Origin of the sequence: Kribbella sp. HUAS MG21, from assembly GCF_040254265.1 — a bacterium.
Taxonomy (GTDB): Bacteria; Actinomycetota; Actinomycetes; order Propionibacteriales; family Kribbellaceae; genus Kribbella.
The window spans coordinates 3042536-3069381 of record NZ_CP158165.1 but is presented as its reverse complement, the minus strand read 5'-3'; the positions used below and the strand labels follow the sequence as shown (position 1 = coordinate 3069381).

Genomic DNA, 26846 nt, shown 5'->3' with positions numbered 1-26846 from the left:
CTCTACTCGTCGTCGTAGCCGCCCAGTTCCAGCACCGGCCCGTGGTCCTCGACGCTGTAGTGGGTGGCGGTAACCCCTGATGCAGCGCTCCGGTCGGCGGCCGTGTCGTCGGCGTGCCACCGGGCGAGTTCCTCCGCGCGGGCTTCGGCGTCGTCGGCGGCGTGGCGTTCTTCGGCCTCGCGCCGATGCTGAATCTCAATCAGTGCACGCTGCGCGCGGCGTACCGCTTCCGCGGTCTCGTCCGCGGACGGAACCTGCGGAACGTCCGCCTCGGCAACCGGGTCCTCACCCGCGGCGACCTCGCGAATGTCGGCCGGTGCCAGATCCTCACGTGCGGAATCCCGCTTGTCTGCCGCCATCTCCGCCACGGTGGCCACCGTGTCCTCGCTTTGGTTGTCGTCAGCGACGACCTCGGCGTCGGGAATCTCCTCGGACGACACCTCGTCCTCGGTGCTGCTCGCGAGCTGGTCATTGACGAGCTCGGCTTCCACGAACTCGTCTCCCGGCTGAGCGACCGCGAAGTCGCGCTCACGGGCCTCGGCGACCTCGGTCAGGTCGTGTTCGTCCACGACCACGAAATCGTCGGGCCCGGCTTCGGCGGCATCGGCAGCGTCGGTGCTGTCGAGCCATTCCTCGGCGGTCGGTCCGTCGTCGCTGTTGTCAATGCCACGGGCCTCCAGTTCGGCCTCAGCGCGCTCGGCGTTGGCGCGGGTTTCGGCGGTGTGCGCCCACCAGACGGCGCGGGCATCGTCGGCGATTTGCAGCTCAGCCGCCCGGGCGTCGAGCGCTGCGGCGAGCGCCTCGGCCTGTGCTGCTTCAGTACGCAGCCGTTCGCGAGCGGCGTCGTCGTCTGTGGCGTCGGCTTCGGCGGCGCGGAGCGCGGCGGTGCGGCGTTCGCGTTCCGCGGCTTGCCGGGTGCCGGCGAGTTCCTCGGCGACGTACGGCGGCGCCCAGGCCTTCTCGCGGTCGTAGGCACGGACGCGCACCCGCAGTTGCCCGTTGGACAGCTCGGCTTCGGCGCGGTCGGCCTCGGGCCGGTCGAGTGCCCGCCACGCCGCTCGCCACGACGCGTACTGCTCGACCTGGCCAGGCTTGGGCGCATTGCCAAGCGCGTCGTCGGCCGCGTCGTGTCCCATGACCTCGCGGTGCGCAGCCACCATCCCGGCCTTCTGGATCCACCTGTCGCGCTCTGGGCTGGGATCGCTCGGTGGCCGGTCGAATGCTTCGATCGCCCATTGCGGCTGCTCGGCGGCTATCTCCTCGCCGAGCTGCGTCGCGCGGCTGTCGGCCTCGGCGGCGAGGTTCGCCAGGTACGCCGACCACCGGGGGTCATTGACTGTCGGGAGGCGCTCGCCGTAGGTGTCGCCGATCGGGTCGAGGCTGCCTCCGGCGCGTTCGATGCCGCGTTTGATGCGGTCCTGGATCAGATGGCTGATCCGGTGGGCGTCGTGCAGCGAGCGCTGTCCGATTGCGTTGACCAGCACATCGCGCGGATCGTGTCCGGCCAGCTCGACCCGGCGTAGCAGGGTCTGAAGTGTTCCGGCGCCATCTTCGGCCGCGAGGGCGGAGCGCTGCTCGACTGTCAGCACGCCGGCGTCGGTGAGTTCGTCCAGCCAGCGGGCGGTGCGCCCCGCGGTGGCCAGCGCGATCCCGTCGGCCAGCAGCTCCGCGGGTGTGCGTAGCCGGTCGGCTTCGGCGGCGTCGTCGGCGGCGGTCTCCAGCGCGGACAGCTGCGGATCGTCCAGCTCGAACGCCCCTTGCAGCACCGACAGCGCTGATCGCTTCGCCGCGTCGCGGGTCTCGCCGTACTCGGCTTCCTGCGCAAGCGACTGGGTGACAACGTGCACGGTGTTGGCGACCCGGCCGCGGGTCATCGCTACATACAACGCGTAGATGGATGTGTTCTGGGTGGCGACCAGGTGGCTGGTGTCGACAGTCAGTCCTTGCGAGGAGTGGACGGTGGCTGCGTAGCCGAGCGCGACCCAGTCGCGCACGTAGCTCGGAGGCAGCACCATGGTTTCGCCCGGCACTGGCTGGCGGCTTCCGCGCATCAGTGGCGCGACCCGCAGCCCGCCGTCGTCCAGAACCTCGATCACCTTGAACTCGTCGCGGTTGAACGCGGCACGCTTGTTGCCCTGGTAGCCGTTGAGGTGCCAGGCGTTGCGGCGGGTCTGGATCAGGTCGCCGGCACCGACACGGTTGCCGCTCGAGGCCAGCCAGCCGGTGCGGGCGTCGTCCACCTGGCCGTACTCGACCAGCCGGGCGCGCAGCTGGGCTGACAGGTCGGCGGCCTGGACGTTGGTGTCCACGATCAGCAGCGCGTGCCGTCCGTTGAGGTGATCGGCCAACCACGCGTCGGTCGCCGACCGCTGGGCGGATTCGAGGTGGCCGCCGTCGATGATGCGGCCCTGCTTGTGGTACTCGGCCAGCACGGACTCGTCGCCGTCGCGCAGCCGCAGGGACGCGGGGCCTTCCCACGCGGCAGTGAACCGGCGGGTCTCACTGAGCTCGTGGTGGAGCGCGTTCGCGGTGACCAGCTTCATGCCGCCGCCGGCGCCGACCGCGGCGAGCTGGCGGTGGTCACCGACCAGGAGCAGCTTCGCCCCGGCGTGCTGGCAGTGTGCGTGGATCTGGGACAGGTCGGCGGTGTTGGCCATGGCGGACTCGTCCACCACCACCAGGTCACCGTCGCGCAGTGCCCACACTTGGTCCTCGGCCGTGGCCGACCCGTCGGTGAGCCGCTGCTGGGACGCCAGCCAGCGGGTAATGTTCTTCGCGGTCACGCCGTCGTCCGCGAGCACTTCGGTCGCGACCTGCGACGCGGCCAGCCCGACCATCCGGCGCTGCTGCCCACCCCATAGGGCGGGGTCCTCCCACGCCTTCGCGAGCGCGCCGACGACGCGGGACTTGCCGGTGCCGGCGGGGCCGACGAGCGTCTCGACCCGCGCCCCTGAGGTCAGGACTCCCCGGAGCGCGGCCTCCTGGTCGGCGCCAAGCTGGAGACCGTCGGCGGCCAGCCGCTCGACGAACGCCTGCACGTAGGGCAGGCTCGTCGCAGCGGCACCGCGGGCGTAGCCGGACGCGGCGAGCTGCCGTTCAGCCTTGACGTGATCCGGGGTCACGTAACGGGCAGCGCCCGGCGCGACGTACGCCGACGACCCATCGCCGCGGCGCAGCTCGTCGGGCAGCGCCGCGAGCTCGCCGGCACTCTGGCCGGGTCGGTCGGAGTCCACGCGCTGCGCGAGCCGCAGGCCGCGCTCGGTCAGTCGGTCCAGCAGCCGCGCGATCCTGGCCGGGCGCATGTTGCCCAGGTTGTCCGGCAGGGCGTCGCTGATCGCGCGGGTCAGGTCCGACGACCGCCAGGTCGCTTGCTTGGCCTGCACCTCGGCCAGGGCCGTCTCGAGCACCTTCGCGGTGTTGATCCGGCCCGGCAGCCACTGCCGTTGCCGCAGAGCGAGTACGTCGTGGGCGACTTTGCTGAGTCCCCCGCGGACCTCGGCGCGCAGCTGGGCGTCCCACCGTTCCAGCCGCTGCGCGACGGTCTCTCCGTCGTGGGACTTCGATCGCCGGGTCGCCAGGGTCGCGGTGCGCTGGAGCCGGTCGAGTTCGAGGCTGTTCGGCTCCCGGCCGAACTTGGTCTCGAACTCCGCCACCATCCGTGCGGTCTTCTTGGTGATCGCCCGGCGGCGCGAGCTGAACAGGTCCATCACGGCCTGATCGATGCCCACAACCTCGCGGGCCTTGCCATCAGGGCGCATCGCGAACCGGACGCCCAGCGCCCGTGTCAGGTGCTGTTCCATCACCCGCTCGCCGACCGCGCCGGCCGCGGGCTTGTAGCGGTGCAGCGCCTTGGAGTCCAGTGTGCGCCACTGCCCTTCGGGGCCCTGCACACGATTGAGGATCGCGTTGTGGATGTGCAGCTGCGGGTCGTGGTCCCGGCTGTCGTGCTGGAAGAACGACGCGATCACCCAGTCGTGGCTGTCGGCCCACCGGCCGGCGGCGCCGCCGTGGTGCCCGACACGGGTGTATCCGGCCTTGTCCTGCAGGTAGTTCAGCGCGGCCTGGTTGCCAGCCCAGATCGCGTCCTCGACCGCCTGGCGGTGCTTGCTCCACTGCACCGCCTCGCGCTCGGCCTGGTGCACCGCACCGCGCAAGCGGTGCACCGTTTCCTTGTCCAGCGGTGCACCGGTGCGCTCCGCGTCGGCCAGTGCGCTGTCGAGTGCACCGCGGGCCTGCTCCGCGGCGGTGCGGGCCCGCACCTCCTGGGCCTCGAACGCGGTGTGCAGCACCGTCACCGACTTCTGCACTGAGAACGTCGCATCGTGAAACGCGACGTTCTTGCGCACCGCCTTGCCCGCCAGTGCACGCAGCTCGGCGCGCCGCTCCGGTGATGCACCGGGCTCCCTGGCCAGTGCATCGGCGTAGACCTGCTCCTCGGACTTGTACGCCCGGCCGGTGTGGCCGAGCGTCGCGGCCTCGTTCCACCGCGCCGGGTCGCGGAACGCGTCGTCGCGCGGGTCGATGAACCGCTCGTACAGCGCGGTCATGTCCTGGCTGTCGACCTCGCCGGACAGGCCGAGCGCTTGGGCGCCCTTGCCGAACCAGCGGCCAGGCGGCTCGCCGGCCGCGACCGCGCCGGTGTAGTAGTTCTCCCGGCCGGACGCGACCGCGCCGGTCAAATAGTCGGCCCGGTGGCCGCTGGAGATGCTCAGCATGAGCCGCTCCCAACGCCAGCGATCAGCAGCGCGACAGCACCGACAGCCGCCAGGGGCGGCAGGCCGATCCGACGACGCGAAGCGGAGTCAAGGCTCCATTTGATCGTGATGCCTTGGTGTGATCTGAGTTCCTTGATCCTGCTGCTGCCTCCTGGCTGCTGCTGAATCATCAGATCGCTCGATTGCTGGATCGGCTTCATGACGGTCGCTGCGAGTCGATTGCCGTGCTGGTTCCTGGTCTCTGGGTTCGTGCTGTGGATGCTCATCGGCTGCTGCTCGATTCGAATTCGCGGCTGGTGGTGTCGTCGTCGGTGTTGTCTGTGTCGTTTTCGCCGGTCTCGCTGACGAGTTGGAGTTGTCCACGGACCTGTTGGGCAGGTGATCCGCCGTCGGCGTCTTCTCCGGTGGGCTCGGCCCACCCCGCCAGCTCCTGAAGCCGCTTGGCGCGGCCAAAGCCGACCGGCCGCCCGAACGCCTCCTCGGTGGCGCGGCGGATCTCGCGCTGCCCGAGGGGCGCACCGCCGTGCTCGGCGGCGTGGCGCACCACCGCGTCGAGCAGTTCCGCGTCGGACGGGCCTGCCGTCTTGCGCGGTGCAGCCTCGGCAGCCACGACGGTGTCTGCGGGCACAGGCGTCGTCGGGGCAGTGCGGTGCGGTGCCTGCACCGGTGCAGGTGCACCGTTTGTGTCGTGGTCGTGCACCGGTGCAGTCGGTGCGGTGCGGGCGGGGTGGTGCACCGATGCAGCAGGAGCTGCACCGTTTGATGCTGTGCGGAGTGCACCGATCAGGTACGCCAGGAGCCACACCAGTGCAGTCGGCTGCTCGGAGCGCGTGGTGCTGCTCGGCGCCTCCGTGGCGGTGGGCTCATCCGGCGTGCTGGGACCGGTCAGCCCAAGCGCAGCCGAATCGACCAGCGCAAGCAACTCGCCCGGCGTCAGCCTCCCGCCGGCCGGAAGCAGAGCGGCCAACTCGCTGGCCGACAGGAGTCCGTCGCGGATCGTCTGCAGCGCAGCCGTCCGGGCAGCCCGGGCGGCGTCGAACGGCCACGCCTTGCGGCTCGGGCACAGCGTCGCCAGACGGGACGCCATACGCACGACCTGCTGGACGAGCGCCCGGGCGGCGGCCGGGTCGTCGCTCCCGGTGCGCGACAAGTGCAGCCACACGCGGGTGGTGATCACCGGCGAGGTGATCCAGGTCAGCGCCGACAGCCGCGGCTTCGCGGGCTGCGCGAGCCGCAGGTGCAGCCGCAGCAGGTGCGCCAGCATCTCAACGAGTACGGCGTAGGCCAGTGGCGCGAGCGCGTGCGCGACGGCGTCGGCGATGCCGTGGGCGGTGTCGATGTTGAGCCAGACAGTGCCGCCGATGAACACGTACGTCGTGACCAGCGCGCCCGGAATCCGCCACCCGCGAGTGAGCGCGGCGAGCCGCAACGCGGTGCAGGCGACGATCATGCCGTCGGCAACCAACGGCACCAGCGGACTGTCGAACTTCTCCGACACCGCGCCGAAGGAGCGGGCACCGCCGACCCCGGCGACGCCGAGCGCCGCGATGATCGCGACCACGATCAGCACGCGCCGGGTCGTCAGCCGCCCGGTCTCGACCGCGACCGCGAGACTGCGACTCCCCCGACGGGCGGCCCAGATCAGGCCGGTGAGGACGGCGGCGATGACGACCAGTCCAGCGGCACCGGCGGCGATCATCGGCCAGGTGAGCGTGTCCAGCCGGTCGAGCCTGTCGAACAGGTTGACGGACAGGTTGATGGACTGGGTGGTCATCGCTGGCCTCCAGCGGTGTTGGGTACGGCGGCCAGTCCGCGATCGCCGCGGCGTCCGGCCTTGATCTGCTCGGGGGTCGGCGCGGGGCCGTTGGTGTCGCGAGCGGTGGCCCACCAGGTCACGAATGGGTCCGCGTCGGCCGCGAGCGGAACAGTGACGGCGCGCTGTCCGGCGTCGTCGCGGTGTGCCAGCACGTCGCAGGCCGGGGCGTACTCGCCGATGCGGCGGGTCACGCCGGGGCGCTGGCGGTCGTGCCAGTCGCCGACGAGCTTGTTCGACGCCTCGTCGCCTTCGTAGGCGGCGGTCCAGGCGTCCATCAGCCACAGCAGTTCCTCAACGATCTCGGGGTGCCACAGCCAGCACGGCGGCAGCGTCTCCCGCGCGGTCGCGTACCGCAGGTAGATGCACTCCATCCACGGCAGCAACTCGCTCAGCACGAGCTCCACCGTCGCGGTGTCACGCACGTGCATGCCGAGCCACGACCGGACCCGCTCCGGGGACTCCGAAGCCGAGCGCCGGCGGCCGGTGTCGGCGCGGTTGATGCTGATCCGGGTCAGCAGGTCCTCGAACGCGGCCACAGTGTTGCCGAGCGAGGCCACGGTGTCGTTCAGCCGGGACACCGATGTCTTGCTGGCGGTCTGCCGCATCCCGGTCTTCATCGCGGCCACGTCCCGGGTCAGTGCCTCGACCGAACGGGCCAGCCCGGCCACGGCCGCGAGCGCGGCCGTGCCGGGGTCCTTCTCGTCGTCGTACCGCATCACTCGTCTCCCGAGTACAGGTCGAAGAGCCAGTCGCAGAACTCGTCGGCGTCGATCGCGACGAGCCCGGTCGGTCGGCCGTGTTCGTCATAGGCAGGCACGGCGTTCAGGCCGTGCTTCTCGACCTCGGCGCAGCCGTAGTAAGCGCGCAGTTCCGCTGCCGCTGATCCGATCGGGGTCGTCATGCCGCACCCCCGTCCGTGTCACGGTCGCCGCCGACCAGCTCGCGGGTACGGCTGGTGTCGCGGGCCGCGAGCGCCGCCCGGGCCTTCCGCATCGCGCCAGCGAGCCGAAGCCGGGCGAGCAATTCGCGCGCAGGGTCGGTGGCCTCAAGCCACGACACCACCGAGTCGATCCGGGCCGCGAGGCGGCGTACGACCGGCGAAGTCAGCCGCTGCCGTGCAGCGCTGACGTGGTCGATCCCCGCGACCAGCTGGTCACGCAGCCAAGCGGCATCGCTGAGCACTCGGCCGCCCACGCGGTTCTCGAGTGCGGCCAGCTGGCCGCGGGTCCACTGCACGGAGCGGCGCCTGTGGAACCGCTCCATGCGCAGGTCGCGCCGGTTCCACGCCATCTTCACGCGGCCGATCGCGGGCGGCATGCCGCGGGTGATGATCAGCGCCTGCCCGGCGCGCAGCTGCGCGACCTGGCCCGGGGTCAGGACCGGGACGCGGCGGTCGCTGATCGACACCCCGCCGGTGGTCCGGTCGCGGGTCGCGACCTGCTCCAGCCGCTCACCGCACAGCGTGGACCAGAACTGCAGATCGTCGTCATCGGATGTGCCGGCCAGCACGATCTTTGTGGTGACGTTGGTCAGCAGCGCACCGGTGGCGGCCTCGCCGAACCGGTCCCGCAGCTGGGCGCGGGACTGCGCGGAGATGTGCAGGGTGATGCCGCGCGACCCGAAGTCACCGGTCCAGCGGTCCAGCGGGATCAGGCAGATCAGCGCGGCCTCGTCCAGCACCATCGTCAGCTGCGGGTCCAACCGGCGGCCCGGCGTCCGGACCGCGAGGGCCTTGGCCTGGCGGGCGATGTGCGCGGTCAAAGCGGTCACGAGCGGCGCGGTCTTCTTGTCCTCCGCTCCCAGCAGGTACACGGTGCCGGTCTCGGCCAGCAGCCGCTCCACATCGAACGGCACCCCGCCCGGCGCCGCCGCAGCGGCCGCGGTCGGTACCGACAACCACGACAGCGCGGGCATGATCGTCGTGGAGATGCTGGAGCGGGTGCGCTCGTTGTTGGTGAAGAACTGCATCGCCTGCTGCTCGAACCCGGTCGCGTTCGCCACCCGCAGCTCCCACAGCGCGTCGGACTTGGCCTGGTCGTCGGGGTGCGCGATCCAGCGCTGAACGTCGGCCATCGTGTAGCCGCCGAGCGCGGCGGCGTGCATCAACGCCGTCAACGCCTGCCGCGCGAGGTTCAGCCAGTGCTCGGCGTCGTCGGACTTCGCACCGACACCGTCGAGCAGGTCCGACGCACGGTCCATCACCACACCCGGATCGGTGCAACCCATCAGCGGGTCGAACGTGATCGTCGACCCGCCGCCGGTCAGCCCGTCGGGATCGAACACCCACACCGGGCCACGCTTCGCCCGCTGGGTCCGGGTGATGTCCAGAATGTCGGTCTTCGTGCTAGTCGCGATCACCGCACCAGGAGCGTCCAGCAGGTGGTTCATCATCAGACCGGTCTTGCCCGCCCGCGGACCCGCGACGGTCAACGTGTGGTCCTCTGCCGACGACCGGACCTTGACCCAACCGACCGTCGCAACAGTCGTGCCGATCTGCGTCAGCGGCACGAACCGCCGCCTCCACGCAGGAACCTCAGCCAGCGAGGGGCGCACAATCTTGGCCTTCTTGCGCAGCATCCGCGCCGACGACACCCGCCGCACATCCCACCCCGACGCCAGACCGTCGGTCACGCGGCCGGCGCGGCCCAGACGGCGCAGCAGCCCGCGCGAACTCGACCGCGACCGCAACGTGAACCCCGCCGTACCAAGCAGCACAATGCCGGCGGTCACGAGCAGCTGCCACCAGCGTCCCGACGCCTCCACAGTCGGGGGCAGTGCGTGCAGCACGAACGCGGCGTACGCCAGCCACGAAGCCGCAGAGAGACCGCCTCCGACTGGGCGGTTCACCGCTACCAGGCCGAGAGTCACCAGCAGCAGCACACCGCCACCGATCACCCACCCGGCCGTGCCGCCCGGTGCACCGAGCCGCAGCCCAACCGCCCCGGCCAGCAGCACCCACAGCGGCGTCGCGATCAGCGCGCCATGCATCAGCCTCCAAAACAGCAACCCGGCGGTCACCAGCCCGACCACACCAGTCGCGGCGGCCCAGTAGCCCAACTCGACCACGGCGGGCGACTTGTCCCACACGATCGCGGCCACGCCCGCAGCCAGCAGCCCGACCATCGCGAGCGTGAACTGCGGGATCATCACGCCCTCGGTCCGGGTCGGCCGCCGCATCATCGCGCACCACCGATCAACACACCGGCCACCGCCAGCACCGCGCCGGCAACAGCCGCAACAAACGACACCCGCAGCCACCGGTGCTTCGTCCACGCGATATCAGCAAGCCGCTTCGCCTGATGCGTCACCGCCACCAGCGGATCGGCGACCTGGTCGCGACTCCACTGGGGGTCGATGTGGCGCTCGAGCAGCTGCTCAACCGAACGACGACGGACCGCGCCGAAGTACAGAAACTCCCCCGGCACCAGCGCATCGGCCGGGCGGTGCAGCCGCGGAACCACCACCAGCAGCGCCGAACCCAACGCCACCGCCAACGCCACCAGCGCCAGACCGAACACCACCCGAGCAACCAGCGGAGAACCGTGCGACTGCGACACAAGCGTCAGCACCACCGCCGCGAGCGCGGTCTCCACCGTCGCCGCGAAACCCGCTTTGGTGTCAGCCTTGTCGATCGCCGCAGCAGCCGAGTCGTGCATCCGCCACGCCAGCTCCAGTTGGATGCTCATCGCGCACCCCCAATGGACGGCGACGCGTCATCCGCGACTGCCGATGCCTGTGCGGCCGGCTGAACACAGCCGCGGTAAGAGTCTTCGGCGTCGTACTGAGCCCACCGCTCCGGAGAAATGGCGGTACTGGTCGCTATCACCGCGCCCATCGAACGCGTGACGGTGTAGTGCCCGCTGGCCTGGTCGTCGGGTTCGACGCCTAGGACCGCAGCCAACTGATTGACAAGGCCGCGCTCCGCGACGTACGTCGCCGCGCGCGTCGTCGACCGTTCCTGGTGCGGAAGATAGAACCGGGCGTGGACTGCCGGCGCCCGGAACTCCGGGTGATCGGCCACGAACGCGGCCAACTCGAACAGCCCACGAATCACCGCCGCGTGCTCCGGCGAAACCTCCTCCAACATGCCCACCGACGGCACCCACTCCGTGCCGGCCTGCACTGCGTCAGTCATGCTGTAGACCTCTCGAACTCGTTGGTGAGTGATGGGAGAACCGGCCCTGTTCTGGTTGGCGCCTGTGCAGGGCCGGTCTGAAATTGCTTGGTTGTTGCTGATGCGGTGCGCGGCAGCGGTCACGACGCTTCCCCTGAAAACTCGGCCGCCGTGACAACACGTCCGGTCGAGATGGCGGCTTCCCCCATGCGGTCCAGAACCCTGGCCGGGATGACGAGACGCCGCCCGATCCGTACGGCTGGGAACTCCCCTGCGGCGATCGCCCGGTACAGAGTCATCTCCGCCATGCCCAGCTCAGCGGCCACATCTGCGACGTTCAGCCACTGCCGCTTGCCCTCGTTGGACTCCTGCATTTCCGTTCTCCTCTCAAACAACTCTAGTTTAGTCTAGTCTAGACTAGACTGCTCTTGTTGACAACGCCTCACGGGTAGACATGACTAGCTGATCTAGCCCGGACTACCGTTCAGTTATGAAGTTGGATGACAAGGTCACTGGTCCCGCCTACGCGCAGGTGGCGTCCGGCATTCGCGAGGCCATCACGAGCGGTGAGCTGAAACCGGGCGAGAAGCTGCCGGCCGGTCCGAAGCTCGCTGCGACTTTCGGCGTCGCCTTGATGACCGTGCGGCGCGCCATCGAGACGCTCCAGTCAGAAGGTCTCCTCCGATCCTCGCCAGGCGTCGGCGTCTTCGTTGCTTCGGAAGGAAACAACGGTTCGGACCTGACGACTTTGCGAGCCGACCTCGAGGCCCTGCGCCAGCGCGTCGAACAGCTCGAGCAGCTCGTGGCTGAGTCCGCGCGACAGCCGCGACCCAAGTGACTCTGCGCATCTGCGTTGCCCGTAGTTGCCACGTGAACCAGTGAATACTGAACGCGACCTCCTCAACATGCCGCGACGATGCAACGACAGTGCAGCCGCAATGCAATCCGCCGCCATGACCTTGCGAAGGGACCCCTGCAATGGACGTAGTTGACCTGTGGACAGGCCGACGCGCGTCGGCACTCCGGGCCGCCCTGCGCATGAGCAACGAAGCCTTCGCCGGACGCCTCGGTGCTGGAGTCCGCACCGTCGCGAACTGGGAGGCGAATCCCGACATGGTGCTCTCGCCAGGCATGCAGGAAGTCCTCGACGCCGCTCTGAAGGACGCGGACGAAGCCGTCCAACGACGCTTCGGCATGCTCCTCGCTGCGCAGGAACGGCAAGACTCGCCCTCAGCGTCTGAGGGACCATCACAGCCGGCGAGGTCCAGCGCGCGCCCCTCAGCAGACTCCGCGGTCGAGGCCAGCCAGACACAATGGCGGCAGGTGCGTCAGCACCTAATCGAGAGCGGCATCGGCCTGGCCGCCCGGACGGCGGACCTGTACGACCCAGCGCTCCGCGTCGACGACGTACCGGCGCTCAGTCCTGCCGGATGGCTTCCTGGTCAGCCGATCCCGCTCGACAGGCTGGTTCTGGAGTGGGATGACAGCCCGCGGAAGCCCCGAATCACGGGGGTGGAGGCTGAGGCTCGTCCGACGCTGCCGCTACGCGCCCCTGGACACGCCTTCACCAGATACACCGCCGCGATCCGCTACCTACGAAAGCCAGCCCTGTTTGAGAACCGGCACAGTTACCGCCTCACCGAGGTTGAATGGGCCGAAGACGCCGGCCGGATGAAGTTCGGCTTGGCGACCTTCTTCGACAAGCTTGACGTGTCTGAAGTCCTGGCACACGAAGCAGCCGAAGCCGAACTCGCCGGCAACCTCGCCTGGTCACACCTCCCTTTCCGGGGGCTGCTCGCCGACCCGTTCGACCTGTCGACCAGAATCGTCAATCCTGGGATCAGCACGCTTACCATCCGGCGGAACACTGCGGATGGCTCGGGAACGTTCTTCCTGCTGCGCCGCGACCCTACCCAGGTCACGAACGGCCGGCACTACAGCCTCCTGCCCGCGGGCGAGTTCCAACCAGCAAGCATCTCTCCAGAGAGCATCTCCACCGATCTGGACATCTGGCGCAACATGGTGCGCGAGTACGCCGAGGAGATGCTCGGCCAGCCAGAGCACGACGGCAGCAGCGGAGTTCCGGTGGACTACGACGTCTGGCCCTTCTACCGAGACATGACGGCAGCTCGGGCTGCCGGGCGCGTACGTCCGTACGCATTGGGTGTCATCCTCGACGCCCTCAGCCTCAATTCCTCGATCGCCACCGTCACCGTCATCGACAACACCACCTTCGACGACCTGTTCCGCGACCTGGTGGCAACAAACCCCGAGGGCGAAGTCGTGCTCTCGCTCGACGACAACAAGTCCATCCACGGCCTCCCCTTTACCGAGGAAACGGTCAAGCGGCTAACCACACGTGAGCCGCTCGGCCAGACCAGCGCCGCATGCCTGGCCCTCGCCTGGCGCCACCACGCCGCGCTCCTCGCGGCAACCTAACCCCTACGCCGCGGTGATGGACCGCATGCACCGGTCGGCTTCAAAGACCAGTCTCATTGGGTGGGAGCGCAATCTGCGGGCCGCGCACTCGCGAAGGAGTCATCGACGCCGGTCGCCGAGGAGGAGATCTCACCAGTTCGTAAGCGTGTCGCCGAGGATCACCCCACGAACCGCTGACCGCCGGTGGCCTTGCATTACAAGGGTGACGGTGCGCCGACTCAGGCTTGAGGTCCATCATTGAGCACGACCGCGAACTCAATGCGTGCCAGCTCGCTGATATCAGAGTCGACTGTGACTGTGTGGATTCCCTGCTGCGTCAGGTCGAGGTCAAGTGCAACGTGCCGCTTGAAGCGAAGCACCTGCCCCGGCTGTGTAACGGTCACCGGAAAGCTAACGCGCGCGAGCCGCGTCCCGTTTGGGCCGAAGGCTGCAATGTGGATGCCGTACTCACCCTGAGGCGCACCACCTGCCTCAATCACCGCGAGCGCGTAGATGGAACCCTGGGCAGGAAGTTGCTCAATCACAACCTTGTCCCAAGCACCGCCGAGAATGGAGACCAGTCCTTCCCGATGCTCGACGGCGTTGACTAGAACCAAGGTGGATACTCTCAGGCGATCAGTGGTGCTCCGGTTCCCAGTGCCGACGAATCCCCCTCCCCCGCCGCCCGCAGCAAGAAGGGTAGAGCCACTGCCGAAGGAACTCGTGCCACCATCCTGGCCATCGAATCCCTCACTGAAACCGTCGCCTACGTCGGGCTGTGCGGCGTCAGTCTGCGGCGTCCTTGTCGGCGTGTTGAGGTCGGCGATCGTTATGTTGCCACCTTGGCCGCCGTAGGCGCCCGCACCGATGGCTCCACCCCCTCCTCCTAACGTCCCCCCGAGATGGATCACGTCGGCCTGCACGATCGTCGCCGCGACGATGTACTTCTGGATCTCACCAACCTCCGCGTCTGTCAGGGGAGGCTGGACGCCATCGTTGCTCGCCTCTGCTGCGGCCTTCCATTGACGAAGCAGATCGGGTGGAAACTCGCTCTCGTGATCATCGATTGTTCGCGAGTGAAGAAGGCACATCAGAACCAAGTTCGACTCGGAACGATTGGCCTCTGGGCTCATGTCCGGATCCCATCGCGGTCCACCTGACCGACGAGCGTGGATGTGACAAACGGTTGAGTTCAAAACGCGCTGGGCGATCGGCTCAACCAGACGATAGAGGGGCTGGTCGCATCCCGGGAACGCGCATCGGGAGGCCAATCCATAGAGTTTGCGGATCGTGGCAGGCGTTGGTCCTGGGTGCTCCACGGGGGCGTCTTTGTCTTCCGGCACAAGACCATTGTCGCGCGAACCACGCATCGCCGATCAACGCTGGCATCTGCGCGTATGGCCGCCATGAGCTCGTTGCGCCGGCCAGGCGGAGGTCGGTTTGCGCTCAGCCTTTCCTTCCTGGACCAAGATAGGTGACCGAGGGGTTGATCATCTTCGCGTCGCTGATGAGCACGGGAGCGGTGCAGACTGCCACGGTCCCACGCGAAGTTATTGCGAGCTGGTCATGATCTACGATCGGCATCCACTCATCGTCCCGCTGAAGGGGGACGGCGCTGTCAGGCAGATAGGAAGCATGAAAGGCTTCACCGTCGAGGTAGTCGACCAACCCTCGGCACTCTTCAGGCTGGAACTTGCCTAGCCATGCCTTCGCTTGCACGGTGTAGACAAAGCCGTAGCCGCTGACAGGTCGGAGCTGGTGGTCGTTCGATGCGTCGAGCACCATCGCCTGGACCGGTTGCGCCGAACCGACTCGATGAATGATGCCTGTCTCTTGCGGCAAGGAACCGTCGTTCCACCGTCTTTCGAACGTCGCAAGAGGATTGATGATCGTCCTCCCGTTGTCCGTCGTCATCGGGAAGTTGTCTGGGACCTGGTCGCCAGCCTCGAAGTAGGCTTCGCCTGTGATCTGGACGAGCGGGGTCAGCTCCGTCCACACGATCGGAATTTGGAGCTCCAACGACCAGTTCGCCGACTGCGCATCGTGGACATTGAAGAGTGACACACCACAGTTTCGGGCGTAGTCGTAAATCGACTTGGAGAAACCTCCGCTGCACACAAGGGCCCCGTACTGCGCCTCGACATCCCGCATGACTCCGGTAAGCGCGTCGATGCGCTCGATCGTCGCGGGCCGGGTGCTGTAGTCCTTGGCATCTATGATTCCGAGAAAATCAGGGTCCTGCCGCCGGATCGAGACGTCGATTTGACGGCTCCGGCCAGAGAGTTTCCCAACGATGTGATCATCCCAAGTGACCACTGCAGTCGTCTCCAACTCGGCGACAATCTTCGCGACGAGTTGTTCGAACTCCGCCGACTTCTTCATGCTGTCCCCCCAGCGAGATCAGGACATCGATTGGGTCAGGTGACGGGCTTCATGCCGATGGCGCGTTGTCAGGCCAAGAGGGCCCGGACGCATCAGTGTGCGGCACCCGAGGCCGCCGGGTTGAGCCCCCGGCTGGCGCAGCACTTTGGCAGCGTGCCGGCTCACGGAACGATCGCCACATAGGTGGTAAGAATTGCACCGTTGCTAGGTCGCCTCACGATCAGCTCGAAGTCATCGATCTCGTCTGGCTTGGAGCCGTGACGTTTTATGGCACCAAGCAACAGGCGATGCAGGGTGTCCGTGTCGCTCGGGTCGGCCTGTGTCTGGAGGCTAGCGACGGTGGTACCAAGCCTGCGGACCTCCAGGTTGAGTGCTACTGGCCCAGCGGTCGCCGGCGCAGACGGCCACTCCTGCTGCGATTCGACGCTGGCGACATCCATCGCATCCGCGGGCCGGGGGCCAACCAGGGTCGGCCGGCCCGGCTCAATCCGTACGAGTCCCCACTCACTCAGCAGCTGAACGGCTCGCTGCGCTGTCGAGGGCGATACACCGCTCTGTCGGCCGATCTCCTTGACCGAGGGCATCGGCAAGCCCACGACAAGGGTGCCAGCGTAGATGCGATCGCGCAGCTCAATCGCCAGCTTCTCGAATGGGTGCTTCGGATCGAACTGAACTTTCTGAGGCAGGTCCGCGATGAGCGGTCGCGGCGGCATTCGCGGCGTCACGACGCCGGCCGCGCGCTGGTCCGCCTCAGTGATCCAGGCCGAGTAGTGCCGACCGGTCGTGGCGCCGCCACCACCATGGCCGTGGCGCCCGGCAACCACGCGGATGTCCACTCCCGCAGCCAACAGCTCCGTCGCGTTGTACGTACGAAGTTTGTGGATCGAAGTGTCGATCCCCAGCCGGGCGACCAGCCTGCTGTATCGCTGGCTGACCGAGTCGGGTTTCAGGTGAGTCTCCCCGAGCGGGTCGCGGGAGAACATGAACGCGTCGCGAGACAGCTTGGTCCCGAGTGCACGGGCGCGTTGTTCACAGCGCTCCCGGTGCTCTAGCAGCACGGCAACGCTCTCGTCGTCGAGGACGATCCTGCGGTCGTCCTCATTCTTGGTGTCCTTCTCCCACGTCTCCTTGCCGTACTGGCCGATCGCCCGCTGGACGTGGATAACCCCTCTGTTGAGATCCGCGTGGCGCCAACGGATACCGCAGAGCTCGCCGCGGCGGTTGCCGGCCACCATCGTTAGCCAGATCAGTGCGCCCCAGTCGGGATCCTTCCAGGCTTCATTGACGATGGCCGCGGCGTCCTCCGCGGATGGTGGCCGAGGCCGCGGCTTTGGGGGCGACGGTGGCTCGGCGAAGTCGATCGGGTTGATGGTCACCCACTTCAAGCGCACCGCTCGCCGGAATGCCCCACTGAGGATCTGGTGAATGTAGAGGATGCTCGACTCGCTAAGTGCGTCGCAGATGTGAGGCCGACAGCGCTCGTCGCACTCGTGCGATCGATTGGTCCGGTGATCAATCCGGGGCTGCCGGTCACAGTGCTCCCGGCATCGCCGCAGCTCGGTGTAGAAGGAGTCCATCACATCAGCGTCGACAGCTCGCACCTTTACGCGACCGATGGTTGGGATGATGTGCTTGTCGGCTTGGCTGCGGTAGTTCTTCTTCGTCTTGAACCCGAGTTTGGCGTCAGCCAGGTGCCGCTCGAGGAGCTGCTCGACTGTCGCGTCCGTCCGAGGGTGGCGCCGTTCGTAAACCTCTAGCTGGAAGCGCGCGAGCACCGCGGCCGCGCGATCTTCCACGTCCGGGCCGGACGGCACCGTCTCTCGCAGATAGACCCGATCCTTTGTGATCGGATCCAGACCAGCGTAGACACTGACCCGGAGTGAGCCGGAAGGCAACGTTTCGATCTGACCCCGCGACCGCCTCGGCTTCGCCTTCTCCCTAGCCACGCCCAGCAGCTTACGACCGTCTCGCACCACAAGCCGCACCACGGACAGCGGAGTGAAGAAACCCCCAGAGTCAGAAAGTAGCCTCTGACCTGGGGGTTTGGGTGGAGCCGCCTGTCGGAATCGAACCGACGACCTTCTCATTACGAGTGAGACGCTCTGCCGACTGAGCTAAGGCGGCGGGTGCCGAGGCAAGAGTGTAGCGGGAGGTGGGGGTGGATTCCGAATCGGATAGGTCGGGTGGGGTACGGCGGGGTGTTCGGTGTGGGCGGGGTCACGCCGGGGGCTGGCTCGGGTTGGGTGTTGTCGGAGCGGCACTCGCGGCCCGTAGGACGGGCCGGCGGGCGAGTTGTGTCTTGCCCGAGCCGAGGTGCGGGATGGGCCGATGCTCGCGAGTGCGGTCCGCAGTGGGCCCGCGGCCGGGCCCACGGTGGACGTGGGGCGGGTCCGGTGGGCAGGTCCGGGCGGACGGGTTCGACGCGCGGTTCAGCGGGCGGGTTCGGTAGACAGCGTCAGGGGTGGTGTTCGGCGGGGAGGGGGCGGTGGGTGCGGTATTTGAGTGGGGCGGTGTGCTGTGGAACTTGAGGGTGGTGGTGTGCGTCGGAGGGGTGGAATTGGGCAGAGGGATAATTGTTTGGGAAATGCGTTGACTTGGGTTGGTGGGTTGGGTCAGACTATTTCCCGCGAGGAACTAGAACCAGAGGAGAGATCGTGTACGGCATGCGCACCCTGAAGGAAGCCTGGCGGCCTGGCCGTGTGGCTTTGTCGGCGTGCCTGCTGCGATCCGTTGGCGACGACAGCTTCTACCACCAGCTCAGCATCGAGCCGAACCCGTGTGCGGGCGGTCCGCCTGGGTGATCTCCTTCGTGGGGAGACCCAGGAGCCGTCTGAGCCGGGAACCGGCCGCAGGCGGCTCTTTTCTTTTGCCCGGGCATCCGGGTCGTCGCCGGTGTGCAATGGTTGCGGACCGGATTCCAAACCCGCGTCATGAGGGTTCGATTCCCTCCATCGGTGCTTTTCCGGTATTCACGGATATCGGCATGCATTATTGACAACTGGACATTTATCGCATTTTCCCCGAGGGCCGGCGCGGCCCCGGGGAGGACCAGCTGTAGGCCAGTGGCCAGGCCACCTCATTTGGGTTGAGGAGATCGGAGGTTCGAGTCCTCCCAGCTGGACCAGGCGCCCGCAGGATGCTCAGCTACCGGCCGAGCGGGCGCCACAAGCGTGCCCTGCGACGGAAATCCGCAGTACATCCGGCGCAGGGCACCGAACGCCCGTGGCTCAACCGGACAGAGCGCCTGCCTACGAAGCAGGAGGGTGCAGGTTCGAATCCTGCCGGGCGTGCTGTGTCCGAGGCAGAAGCGGGCGATGCGCCGGGATGTGGACCCGGAGGAAGCGGGTTCGAGCCCCGCCGGACACCCTCGAGTACGACGCCCTCACGCACCGTGAGGCGCGCCGTACGGCAACAAACGCAGTACCCCGCGGCTCTGGCCCAACTGGGAGAGGCGCCTGGCTTAGGACCAGGAGGTTCAGGGTTCGAATCCCTGGGGCCGCACCCGACGGCCGACACAACAACCGACACCGACGACCGACACCGAGAACGCCGACCTGCCGAGCGCCGGTCGGGCACACTGGAAGGGAGGAGGAAGCACATGAGCGGTGTGATCGTCCTGAACGCCTCGTACGAGCAGCTCCACGTCGTGTCGATCCCGCACGCCATCCGGATGCTCGTCCGCGAGGTCGCCGTCGTCGAGGAAGCCCACGACGGCGCCAGCATCGGACCGTTCCCGCTTCCTCGCGTACTGCGGCTCGTCCGGTACGTCGTAATGAAGTGGCGCTACGCCTCCGGCCGCCTGCAGTACACGCGGGCCGGCGTATTGAAGCGCGACAAGTACACCTGTGCGTACTGCGGCCGAACCGGCGCGACGACCATGGACCACGTGGTGCCACGGTCGCGCGGCGGCCGGGGCGAGTGGCTGAACGCCGTCGCCGCGCACGCCGCATGCAACGAGAAGAAGGGCTCGCGCACGCCCGAAGAGGCCGGCATGCCGCTGCTGTGGCAGCCGTGGGTCCCTTCCCGTGCCGAGATAGCGCTCTGACGCAACACGAGTAGACGCCGAAAGGCTCCGGCGAACACCGGCGGCCCTCGACGGACGCGGTGACGGGTTTGCGGCGGAGCGCGATGCCAGGTGGGCGACGGTGACCCACCCTCGGTTCTGACCCGAGGCCCCGCAGGTTCGAGCCCTGCCCTGGCAGCTGTACGCCGTCGCTCTCGACGGCCTGGCAGAGTAAGCCGAGTTTCGGCCTAACGGCAACCGTCTCGAAAACGGTCTGTCCCTCAACGGGGCGTCAGGGTTCAAGACCCTGCTCTGCCGCATGTACACGATCGAGGAGAGTGGGGAGATGAACGTGGAGCTTCCGGTCGAGCTGAGTGGGGCTAAGAGCTCCACGCTCATGTGGGCGCACGAGTACGACGTCGACGCCAAGGCGCTGCAGCAGCTGCGGAACATCGCGGCGCTGCCGTGGGTGCACGGCGTCCGGGTGATGCCGGACGTGCACCTCGGCAAGGGCGCGACCGTCGGGTCCGTGATCGCGATGAATCAGGCCGTGTCGCCGGCTGCGGTCGGCGTCGACATCGGGTGCGGGATGGAAGGCGTGCTGACGTCGCTGACGGCCGCGGACCTGCCGGACGACCTGTCGCGGATCCGGTCGCGGATCGAGGCCGCCGTACCGGTCGGGTTCCGGGCGCACGAGGACCCGGTCGGCGTACGGCGGCTCGGGCTGGACCCGCGGCCCTGGGACCGGCTGTGGGGTTCGTTCACGAGCCTGCACGACGGGGTGCAGGACCGGGAGCGGAAGGCGAAGCAGCAGATGGGGTCGCTGGGCTCGGGCAACCACTTCATCGAGGTGTGCCTCGACGACGAGGACCGCGTGTGGCTGATGCTGCACTCGGGCAGCCGCAACATCGGCAAGGAGCTCGCGGAGCGGCACATGCGGGTCGCGCGGGAGCTGCCGCACAACGCGGACCTGCCGGACCGTGACCTCGCGGTGTTCCTGTCCGGTACGCCGGAGATGGACGCGTACCGCCGGGACCTGACGTGGGCGCAGGAGTACGCCGCGCGGAACCGGGCGGTGATGCTTGCGCTGGTGATGCAGGCGGTGCGGGAGTCGTTCGAGGTCGACGTACGGTTCGAGCAGCCGATCTCGTGCCACCACAACTACGTGGCCGAGGAGCACATCGACGGGCTCGACCTGCTCGTCACCCGGAAGGGTGCGATCCGGGCGGGGCGCGGGGACCTCGGGCTGATCCCGGGGTCGATGGGCACCGGCTCGTACGTCGTCCGCGGGCTCGGCTCGGAGCGCTCGTTCTACTCGGCCTCGCACGGGGCAGGCCGGCGGATGAGCCGCAACGAGGCGAAGCGCCGGTTCACGGTCGCGGACCTGGTCGCCCAGACCGACGGCGTCGAGTCCCGCAAGGACGCCGGCGTCGTCGACGAGATCCCCGCAGCGTACAAGGACATCGACTCGGTCATCGCCGCCCAGTCCGACCTGGTCGAAGTCGTCGCCCACCTCAAGCAGATCATCTGCGTGAAGGGCTGAACAGATTCCTGCCGTGGACAGGGGACGCGGCAGGGACCTGTTGGGTGAGGTCGCCTGTGGGTAGCGGCAGCGGTTTGCTAAGCCGTCGGTCGGCTGGCATGTCGGCCCGTGAGTTCGAATCTCACTCTCACCGCTGGGTGGCCGGGAAGGACCGGCCACCCTGCCAGGCCCCGTTGGTCTAGTTGGTCAGGACGCCTGGTTCTCATCCAGGAGATCACCGGTTCGAATCCGGTACGGGGTACAGGCCCGAGGAGGTCGTACGAACAGCACCCGCGGAACATCCCGATTCCCGAAGCCGGCTTGGCGGGGATCGTGGTCGGTGCCGGTCTGGAGCGGGTACGGCGGTGGCACGTCAGGCGGCGCGCCCCCGCCGGGTGGGTGCTGATCGCTGCCGGCGGCGGCGTCATCGCCGCTGCGCTGCGGGCGGCAGGATCCACCGACCTCGCCAGGCCCAGGCGACTCGTCACCAGCGGGCCGTATGCGGTGAGTCGGAACCCGATGTACGTCGGCTGCGTTCTGTGCAACTGGGGATCGGGTGGGTGCTGGCGACGTTGCCGGCAGTCGGGTTGGGGTTGCACCGGGACGTCGTACGTGAGGAACGGCGGCTGGCCCGGCAGTTCGGGGACGAGTACCAGCGCTACTCGGAGAGGGTCGGTCGGTACCTCCCCGGGCGATGAGCAGGAGCGCCGTCGTGGGAGGGGCGGGGCGGGCTGTAAACCCGTTGCCTTTGTGGCCAAGCAGGTTCGAATCCTGCCTTCTGCACGCAGTTGTCGATGAGAGAAGAGAGGAGGACCGGCCGTGGCCGACCTCAGGAACAGGAAGCGGGTGCCTGGTGGCAGGACCGGTGCTCCGGTCCGGCAGGGGCATTCGATGCGTCGGGTGCTGCTCGCCTGTGGGCATGTGCAGCGTGACCGGATCGCGCACCGTGGGGATCACGTGTGGTGCGAGGCCGACTGCTCCGACTGGGTCCGGGTGGTCTCAGTGCAGGAGTAACGAGCAGGTACGCCGCCGTTCGCAAACCGGCGGCGTACCGGACCCTCTGGTGACGGAATCACACCGGGCCCTCCGAAGGCTCGGTACCTGGTTCGACTCCGGGCAGGGGGACTCAGCCGATGGTGGGGTCGTAGTGGACGGACAGTGTCACTGCGGCCTCACCTCGGGTGGACAGCAGCCGGAAGCGTACGTCGGAAACGGTCAGCGGCTCGCTCAACGGGAGCAGCCGGCGGTGGCCGATCGTGGTGCCGCGCGCGATCTCCCGCCAGGAACCTTCGACCAGCGCGTCGACCGCGAACGACTCGACCTGCTGCCCGGACTCGATGTCCTCCCGCAGGTCCAGCACGTTGATCGTTGTCGGCAGCACCAGATCCGTGCCGTAGTACTCCCGGACCGCCGCGCCGAACGCGTTCAGCGCGGCGACGTCCGGATCGGCGAACAGCCCGCGCCGGTCCGGCGGGATGTTCAGCAGCAGTACGGCGTTCCGCCCGACGGACTTGCGATAGATGTCCAGGAGTTCAGGCAACGGCTTCACCGCCGCGTCCTCGGACGCGTGGTAGAACCACCCGGGCCGGATCGACACGTCGACCTCGGCCGGGTACCACCGCAGTTCATCGGCCTTCGCCATCAGCTCAGGCCCGGCGACGTCAGAGGCCTCCTGCGCGGCGACCATCGAGCCGTTCAGGAACGGTACGACGCTCCACTCGGTCTCCCGCGCGAACCCGTCCTCGTTCCCGACCCACCGCACGTCCGGCCCGCCGATCGCGATCGTCGCGTCGGGTGCCAGCCGCCGGATCAGGTCGAACCAGGCGTCGTAGGCGTACGTCTGCGCACTGCTCGTCGGATTCGCGCCGTCCAGCCACACCTCGGCGATCGGCCCGTACGACGTCAGCAACTCGTGTAGCTGCTGCAGGTAGAACCGGTTGTAGTCGTCCACCACATACGTGAACTCACCGATCAGCGACTCGACGGCCGGGCTCCCGTTCCCGTAGTACCCGCCGGGCGCCTTCTCCTGATGCAGGTCCGCCGGCGACAGGTACACACCGAAGCCCAGCCCGCCCTCCTGGCAAGCGGCCGACAGCTCCGCCACCACATCGCGTCCGTACGCCGCGGAAACCGTGTGATCCAGGTACTTGCTCGGCCACAGGCAGAACCCGTCGTGGTGCTTCGCCGTCAGGATCACGCTCTTGAACCCGGCCGACACCAACGTGGAAACCCACTGCGAGCAGTCCAGGGCGGTCGGCGCGAAAATCGCCGGGTCCTCCAGCCCGGTCCCCCACTCCAGGTCGGAAAACGTGTTCGGACCGAAGTGCACGAACGCGGTCAGCTCCTGCCGCTGCCAGGCCAGCTGCCGCGGCGACGGACGAACGGCCGAAGGATCGTTCACAGCAACACCTTGCCTGGATTGAGAAGGTTCAACGGATCGAAGGCGGCCTTCACCCGCCGGTGCAGCTCCAGCCCGACCGGTCCGAGCTCGGTCTCCAGCCACTGCGCCTTCAGCGTGCCGATCCCGTGTTCACCGGTGATCGTCCCACCGAGCCGCAGCCCGAGCTCCATCACCGCACCGAACGCCTCCAGCGCCCGGGCCTCGGCCGCCGCGTCGTCGCGGTCGAAGACCACGGTCGGATGCATGTTGCCGTCACCGACATGCCCAGGGCAACAGATGAGTACGTCGTACTTCGCGCCGATGTCCGCGATGCCGCGCAACAAGGTGACCAGCTGCGAACGCGGGACGGAGACGTCGTCGATCAACGTGATCCCGAGCGGCTCCAGCGCGGGGTTCACCAGCCGCCGCGCCTCGAGCAGCATCGCCGACTCGGCGGCGTCCGAGGCCTCCGCGACCTCGACCGCACCGTGGTCGGAGCAGATCGCGGCGATCCGGGCGACGTCGTCGGGCGCCCGCGCTCCGCGGTCGGACTGCGCGAGCAGCATCGAGCCAACGTTTTCCGGCAACCCCATGTCCCGGTAGCCCTGAATCGCCCGCAGCGTCGGCTGGTCGAGGAACTCGAGCAGCGACGGGCGAAGGCCGGAGGCCATCACGGCGGCCGCGGCCGCGATCCCGTCCTCGATCGTGAGGAAGGTGGCCGCGGCCGTCAGCGCCGCCTCGGGCGCGGGGCGCAGTGCGAGCGTCGCCTCGGTCACGACGCCGAGCGTTCCCTCGGACCCGACCATCAAACGCGTCAGGTCGTAGCCGGCGACGCCCTTCGCGGCACGCCGGCCCGTGCGCACCACCTCGCCCGACGCCAGCACGACCTCCAGGCCGCGCACGAAGTCCGACGTCACGCCGTACTTCACGCAACACAGCCCGCCGGCGTTCGTGGCGATGTTCCCGCCGATCGTGGACTGCTCCCACGACGACGGGTCCGGCGGATAGAACAGCCCTTGCTCGAGGACGGCCCGGGACAGGTCGGCGTTGACGACACCCGGCTGCACGACGGCCACCTGGTCCTCGGTCGAGACCTCCAGGATCCGCGCCATCCGGGAGGTCGACAACAGCAAGCATCCGTCGACCGCGTTCGCGGCGCCCGACAACCCGGTCCGCGCGCCCTGCGTGACGACCGGAACGCGGAACTCGGTCGCGGCCCGCAGTACCTCCTGCACCTCGGCGGTGCTCGACGGCCGCACGAGCGCTCGCGGCGTTCCCGCCGTACAGAAGGTCGCGTGGTCGTTGCGGTGACCGTCCAGTACGTCGGGATCGTCGACGACCGCGGCTTCGCCGAGGGTCGAGCGCAGCCGGGCTACGAGCTCATCGCTCATCTTGCTCCGCGAGCAAGCGCAGGATCAGCTCCGCCCGGCGGACGCGCTCCCGTCCGAGAGCTTCCGCAGTACCGGAGAGGTGGGCGCCGACCGGGTAGATGTTCGGCGCGTTCCGCAGGCCCATCTTCAGGTACACGGGCGCGGCGACCCGGACGATCTCCGGTACGTCGTAGAAGCGGACGTGTCCGCCCTGGTCATCGGGGACCTCGATGTACATGTCGATCGGCACCGACGTCACCGAACGGATCTCCGCGAGCACCGGCACCGGCAGGTCGGTCGACACGTTCAGGCTGGTCGCGCCGAGGCGCTCGTACAGCTGCGCGGTCGGTGCGTTGGGCAACGGCATCAGCACCGACGTCTTCAGGACCAGGTCAGCCGGCAGCGAGCCGTCGACCTTGAGCGCGCCGAGCAGTTCCAGTACGCCGATGTCGCCGACCAGCAGGCTGCGGACGCCGAGCTCGACGGCGCGGAAAGCGTCGCACAACGAGGCCGCTACCTGGTCGTTGCCTCGAGCAACACCGCCGACCGCGGCCGACACCTTGGCCTGACCGCCGATGTCCCAGGCGCCGCGCGGGCCGAGGAACAGGCAGACCTCGACGCCGGCGGAGGCGCCGAGCGAGAGCATTTCCTCGATTTCGCCGTCGGTCAGCATCATCACGCCGCTGCCCTGCGACACGCGGTCGATCGTGACGCCGCGTTCCTTGGCCTCCTCGAGGACCGCGGTCATCACCCGCGGGCCCTCGCAGGACGGAATTTCCACCTTGTACGGCGACCCGTCGGAAAACGTTTTCGTCGACGTCTCGCCGGGCCGGAAACCGCGGTCCGCGAGCAGCGCGCGGGCTTCGCGAAGGTTCATCTCTCGCTCCAAGGTCCGAGTCGGCCGGCCGGCGCCAGGTCGCGCGCCGTACCGGTGATCTCCAGGTCGAATCGGTCGGCCGCCTCGGTCAGGAGGGCCGGGGTCACCATCAGTTCGTTCGGGGACAGCGTGTCCTTGATCCTGGCCAGTCGCAGCTCGGACCAGTGCCGTCGTCCGCACATCGTCACGGCCGCGAGTACTGCGGCCTCGTCGTCCTCCATCACCATCGGCAGCCGTGAACGGCGGGCGCCGCCGGCTCCGGAGGTCAGGGCGTTCACGTAGCTCGCACGCAGGTCGATCTGGTCGAGCAGGCGGGCCGGGATGACGTCCGCCAGGCCGAGGCCCGAGGCGTTGCCGTGCGATGCCGGGGACAAGGAGTGCACGGTGATCGCTGCGATGGTCGGGGACTCGAACTCGGGGATCCCGTGGACCCAGCAGCGGCCGATGACGTTGGTGTCCATGCCGGCGCCGGACTTGTCCTTTCCGAGTTCGTCGACGACCAGGACGTCGAGTTCGTCGAAGGGCAGGCGGCCGAGGAGGCTGGAAGCCCTTTGCAGCAAGGAGTTCTCGGCGGTGCCTGCGATGCCGTCCGCTTCGAGTAGTTCGATCGAGGCGGTTTGTTCGAGGGCGTTCTCCAGGATCGCCAGGCCGCCGAGGATCTTGCCCTGGGCGACGACCATCCGGGCGGCGGCTTCGATGTTGGCGCCGAGCGACGGGATGCCGCCGGCGTGCAGGGACGCCGCGCCGAGGTGGTTGCCGAGGCCGATCGCGAGGATCTTCGCGATGCCGCTCTCGATCGGGCCGTGGAAGTCGGTGTGCGGTTTGACGCGGTTGACGAGGAGGACGCCGTCGGCCTTGGCGGCGATCGCGTCGTGGTGGATCTCGGTGCCGTCGGGGAGGGTGCCGACGACGACGGTCTCCATGGTCGCCTCGATCGGGCAGCCGACGGACTCCGGCGTGATGCCGAGCCCGGCGAGCATCTCCCGCTGCCCGTCCGCGGTCGCACCACCGTGCGACCCCATCGCCGGAATCACGAACGGCGCCGCGCCGGCATCCCGCAGCCAGTCCACGGCAGCCTTCACCACCGGCACGAGATCGTGGATCCCCCGGCTCCCGGCCGTCACCGCGATCCGCGCCCCCGGCAACACCCGATCCCGCAACGGCTCGAGCGCCACCCGAGCCTCGCCGTACGGATCCGCCGCCACCGGCAGATCCGTCAGAGTCCGCCGGATCGGCGTGACCTGCGGGA

The 26846-nt window shown here is 68.3% G+C and carries 20 protein-coding genes, 10 tRNA genes and 1 pseudogene; 14 read left to right on the top strand and 17 right to left on the bottom strand.

Going from position 1 to position 26846, the window contains the following annotated elements; translation table 11 throughout:
- Positions 1 to 2 precede the first annotated feature (2 nt).
- From mobF to ABN611_RS14955, 9 genes are all read right to left on the bottom strand, one after another.
- Positions 3 to 4715, bottom strand: a complete 4713-nt coding sequence (mobF, locus tag ABN611_RS14995; RefSeq protein ID WP_350280473.1) for a MobF family relaxase — start codon at positions 4713 to 4715, stop codon at positions 3 to 5.
- Positions 4709 to 4981: a hypothetical protein gene (locus ABN611_RS14990; protein ID WP_350280472.1), complete on the bottom strand. Its 273-nt coding sequence runs from the start codon at positions 4979 to 4981 to the stop codon at positions 4709 to 4711. The genes mobF and ABN611_RS14990 overlap by 7 nt, the downstream gene beginning before the upstream one ends.
- Positions 4978 to 6489: a DUF2637 domain-containing protein gene (locus tag ABN611_RS14985; RefSeq protein WP_350280471.1), complete on the bottom strand. Its 1512-nt coding sequence runs from the start codon at positions 6487 to 6489 to the stop codon at positions 4978 to 4980. The genes ABN611_RS14990 and ABN611_RS14985 overlap by 4 nt, the downstream gene beginning before the upstream one ends.
- Positions 6486 to 7247 (bottom strand): hypothetical protein, encoded by a 762-nt coding sequence (locus tag ABN611_RS14980; protein WP_350280470.1) that lies wholly within the window; start codon positions 7245 to 7247, stop codon positions 6486 to 6488. The genes ABN611_RS14985 and ABN611_RS14980 overlap by 4 nt, the downstream gene beginning before the upstream one ends.
- On the bottom strand, positions 7247 to 7432 hold the full coding sequence (locus tag ABN611_RS14975; protein ID WP_350280469.1) for a hypothetical protein: 186 nt from the start codon (positions 7430 to 7432) through the stop codon (positions 7247 to 7249). Before ABN611_RS14975 ends, ABN611_RS14980 begins: the two co-directional genes overlap by 1 nt.
- Positions 7429 to 9711 (bottom strand): type IV secretory system conjugative DNA transfer family protein, encoded by a 2283-nt coding sequence (locus tag ABN611_RS14970; RefSeq protein WP_350280468.1) that lies wholly within the window; start codon positions 9709 to 9711, stop codon positions 7429 to 7431. Before ABN611_RS14970 ends, ABN611_RS14975 begins: the two co-directional genes overlap by 4 nt.
- Positions 9708 to 10217, bottom strand: coding sequence for a Pycsar system effector family protein (locus ABN611_RS14965; protein WP_350280467.1), 510 nt, complete (start codon positions 10215 to 10217; stop codon positions 9708 to 9710). Before ABN611_RS14965 ends, ABN611_RS14970 begins: the two co-directional genes overlap by 4 nt.
- Positions 10214 to 10666 (bottom strand): hypothetical protein, encoded by a 453-nt coding sequence (locus tag ABN611_RS14960; RefSeq protein ID WP_350280466.1) that lies wholly within the window; start codon positions 10664 to 10666, stop codon positions 10214 to 10216. Before ABN611_RS14960 ends, ABN611_RS14965 begins: the two co-directional genes overlap by 4 nt.
- Positions 10667 to 10785: 119 nt before the next feature.
- Entirely contained in the window at positions 10786 to 11019 is a 234-nt protein-coding gene (locus tag ABN611_RS14955; protein ID WP_350280465.1) for a helix-turn-helix domain-containing protein, read from the bottom strand.
- Between the two features lie 116 nt (positions 11020 to 11135).
- On the opposite strand from ABN611_RS14955, the gene ABN611_RS14950 reads away from it, so the two are divergent.
- Both ABN611_RS14950 and ABN611_RS14945 read left to right on the top strand, forming a co-directional pair.
- Positions 11136 to 11483 (top strand): winged helix-turn-helix domain-containing protein, encoded by a 348-nt coding sequence (locus ABN611_RS14950; RefSeq protein ID WP_350280464.1) that lies wholly within the window; start codon positions 11136 to 11138, stop codon positions 11481 to 11483.
- Positions 11484 to 11623: 140 nt separating this feature from the next.
- Positions 11624 to 13084 (top strand): hypothetical protein, encoded by a 1461-nt coding sequence (locus ABN611_RS14945; protein ID WP_350280463.1) that lies wholly within the window; start codon positions 11624 to 11626, stop codon positions 13082 to 13084.
- Positions 13085 to 13302: 218 nt separating this feature from the next.
- Here the strand turns inward: ABN611_RS14945 and ABN611_RS14940 are convergent, their stop codons facing one another.
- The 4 genes from ABN611_RS14940 to ABN611_RS14925 all read right to left on the bottom strand — a co-directional run bounded on the left by ABN611_RS14940 (position 13303) and on the right by ABN611_RS14925 (position 17569).
- Positions 13303 to 14196, bottom strand: a complete 894-nt coding sequence (locus ABN611_RS14940; protein WP_350280462.1) for a hypothetical protein — start codon at positions 14194 to 14196, stop codon at positions 13303 to 13305.
- Between the two features lie 313 nt (positions 14197 to 14509).
- Positions 14510 to 15445: a restriction endonuclease gene (locus ABN611_RS14935; RefSeq protein ID WP_350280461.1), complete on the bottom strand. Its 936-nt coding sequence runs from the start codon at positions 15443 to 15445 to the stop codon at positions 14510 to 14512.
- Positions 15446 to 15606: 161 nt separating this feature from the next.
- On the bottom strand, positions 15607 to 17391 hold the full coding sequence (locus ABN611_RS14930) for a tyrosine-type recombinase/integrase (protein ID WP_350280460.1): 1785 nt from the start codon (positions 17389 to 17391) through the stop codon (positions 15607 to 15609).
- A gap of 102 nt (positions 17392 to 17493) precedes the next feature.
- Positions 17494 to 17569, bottom strand: a tRNA-Thr gene (locus ABN611_RS14925).
- Between the two features lie 924 nt (positions 17570 to 18493).
- Between ABN611_RS14925 and ABN611_RS14920 the strand changes: the two genes are divergently transcribed.
- The 12 genes and pseudogenes from ABN611_RS14920 to ABN611_RS14865 all read left to right on the top strand — a co-directional run bounded on the left by ABN611_RS14920 (position 18494) and on the right by ABN611_RS14865 (position 21753).
- Positions 18494 to 18569: transfer RNA gene (locus ABN611_RS14920), tRNA-Pro, on the top strand.
- A 92-nt stretch (positions 18570 to 18661) separates the two neighbouring features.
- Positions 18662 to 18735 (top strand) — tRNA-Arg (locus ABN611_RS14915).
- Positions 18736 to 18737: 2 nt separating this feature from the next.
- Positions 18738 to 18811 (top strand) — tRNA-His (locus ABN611_RS14910).
- Positions 18812 to 18872: 61 nt separating this feature from the next.
- Positions 18873 to 18946, top strand: a tRNA-Leu gene (locus tag ABN611_RS14905).
- A gap of 97 nt (positions 18947 to 19043) precedes the next feature.
- The gene (locus tag ABN611_RS14900; protein ID WP_350280459.1) at positions 19044 to 19490 is read left to right on the top strand and encodes an HNH endonuclease; all 447 of its coding nucleotides are present in this window, start codon (positions 19044 to 19046) and stop codon (positions 19488 to 19490) included.
- Between the two features lie 84 nt (positions 19491 to 19574).
- A tRNA-Gln gene (locus tag ABN611_RS14895) sits at positions 19575 to 19647 on the top strand.
- Between the two features lie 26 nt (positions 19648 to 19673).
- Positions 19674 to 19766: transfer RNA gene (locus tag ABN611_RS14890), tRNA-Ser, on the top strand.
- Between the two features lie 79 nt (positions 19767 to 19845).
- The gene (locus ABN611_RS14885) at positions 19846 to 20991 is read left to right on the top strand and encodes an RtcB family protein (RefSeq protein ID WP_350281643.1); all 1146 of its coding nucleotides are present in this window, start codon (positions 19846 to 19848) and stop codon (positions 20989 to 20991) included.
- A gap of 43 nt (positions 20992 to 21034) precedes the next feature.
- A tRNA-Ser gene (locus tag ABN611_RS14880) sits at positions 21035 to 21124 on the top strand.
- 34 nt (positions 21125 to 21158) lie between these two features.
- A tRNA-Glu gene (locus ABN611_RS14875) sits at positions 21159 to 21232 on the top strand.
- 71 nt (positions 21233 to 21303) lie between these two features.
- Positions 21304 to 21462: pseudogene (locus ABN611_RS14870) on the top strand (hypothetical protein); the annotation flags it as partial.
- Between the two features lie 206 nt (positions 21463 to 21668).
- Positions 21669 to 21753, top strand: a tRNA-Tyr gene (locus ABN611_RS14865).
- A gap of 343 nt (positions 21754 to 22096) precedes the next feature.
- On the opposite strand, the gene ABN611_RS14860 is transcribed toward ABN611_RS14865, so the two are convergent.
- Genes ABN611_RS14860 through ABN611_RS14845 form a run of 4 tightly spaced genes read right to left on the bottom strand, consistent with a single transcriptional unit; the run spans position 22097 to position 26802 of the window.
- A complete protein-coding gene (locus tag ABN611_RS14860) occupies positions 22097 to 23371 on the bottom strand; it encodes an alpha-L-fucosidase (protein WP_350280458.1) in 1275 nt (424 codons plus the stop codon).
- Positions 23368 to 24741, bottom strand: coding sequence for an FAD-linked oxidase C-terminal domain-containing protein (locus ABN611_RS14855; RefSeq protein WP_350280457.1), 1374 nt, complete (start codon positions 24739 to 24741; stop codon positions 23368 to 23370). Before ABN611_RS14855 ends, ABN611_RS14860 begins: the two co-directional genes overlap by 4 nt.
- Positions 24731 to 25597, bottom strand: a complete 867-nt coding sequence (locus tag ABN611_RS14850) for a hypothetical protein (protein WP_350280456.1) — start codon at positions 25595 to 25597, stop codon at positions 24731 to 24733. The genes ABN611_RS14855 and ABN611_RS14850 overlap by 11 nt, the downstream gene beginning before the upstream one ends.
- Entirely contained in the window at positions 25594 to 26802 is a 1209-nt protein-coding gene (locus ABN611_RS14845) for a DUF2088 domain-containing protein (protein ID WP_350280455.1), read from the bottom strand. Before ABN611_RS14845 ends, ABN611_RS14850 begins: the two co-directional genes overlap by 4 nt.
- Between the last annotated feature and the right edge of the window lie 44 nt (positions 26803 to 26846).

Bases quoted from the DNA above. Each gene is read 5' to 3' on its own strand.
- ABN611_RS14990 (WP_350280472.1), bottom strand. From the start codon at position 4,981: ATGAGCATCCACAGCACGAACCCAGAGACCAGGAACCAGCACGGCAAT.
- ABN611_RS14900 (WP_350280459.1), top strand. From the start codon at position 19,044: ATGAGCGGTGTGATCGTCCTGAACGCCTCGTACGAGCAGCTCCACGTC.
- ABN611_RS14985 (WP_350280471.1), bottom strand. From the start codon at position 6,489: ATGACCACCCAGTCCATCAACCTGTCCGTCAACCTGTTCGACAGGCTC.
- ABN611_RS14850 (WP_350280456.1), bottom strand. From the start codon at position 25,597: ATGAACCTTCGCGAAGCCCGCGCGCTGCTCGCGGACCGCGGTTTCCGG.
- ABN611_RS14945 (WP_350280463.1), top strand. From the start codon at position 11,624: ATGGACGTAGTTGACCTGTGGACAGGCCGACGCGCGTCGGCACTCCGG.
- ABN611_RS14940 (WP_350280462.1), bottom strand. From the start codon at position 14,196: ATGAGCCCAGAGGCCAATCGTTCCGAGTCGAACTTGGTTCTGATGTGC.
- ABN611_RS14955 (WP_350280465.1), bottom strand. From the start codon at position 11,019: ATGCAGGAGTCCAACGAGGGCAAGCGGCAGTGGCTGAACGTCGCAGAT.
- ABN611_RS14975 (WP_350280469.1), bottom strand. From the start codon at position 7,432: ATGACGACCCCGATCGGATCAGCGGCAGCGGAACTGCGCGCTTACTAC.
- ABN611_RS14965 (WP_350280467.1), bottom strand. From the start codon at position 10,217: ATGAGCATCCAACTGGAGCTGGCGTGGCGGATGCACGACTCGGCTGCT.
- ABN611_RS14885 (WP_350281643.1), top strand. From the start codon at position 19,846: ATGTGGGCGCACGAGTACGACGTCGACGCCAAGGCGCTGCAGCAGCTG.
- ABN611_RS14980 (WP_350280470.1), bottom strand. From the start codon at position 7,247: ATGCGGTACGACGACGAGAAGGACCCCGGCACGGCCGCGCTCGCGGCC.
- mobF (WP_350280473.1), bottom strand. From the start codon at position 4,715: ATGCTGAGCATCTCCAGCGGCCACCGGGCCGACTATTTGACCGGCGCG.
- ABN611_RS14935 (WP_350280461.1), bottom strand. From the start codon at position 15,445: ATGAAGAAGTCGGCGGAGTTCGAACAACTCGTCGCGAAGATTGTCGCC.
- ABN611_RS14970 (WP_350280468.1), bottom strand. From the start codon at position 9,711: ATGATGCGGCGGCCGACCCGGACCGAGGGCGTGATGATCCCGCAGTTC.
- ABN611_RS14855 (WP_350280457.1), bottom strand. From the start codon at position 24,741: ATGAGCGATGAGCTCGTAGCCCGGCTGCGCTCGACCCTCGGCGAAGCC.
- ABN611_RS14950 (WP_350280464.1), top strand. From the start codon at position 11,136: ATGAAGTTGGATGACAAGGTCACTGGTCCCGCCTACGCGCAGGTGGCG.
- ABN611_RS14960 (WP_350280466.1), bottom strand. From the start codon at position 10,666: ATGACTGACGCAGTGCAGGCCGGCACGGAGTGGGTGCCGTCGGTGGGC.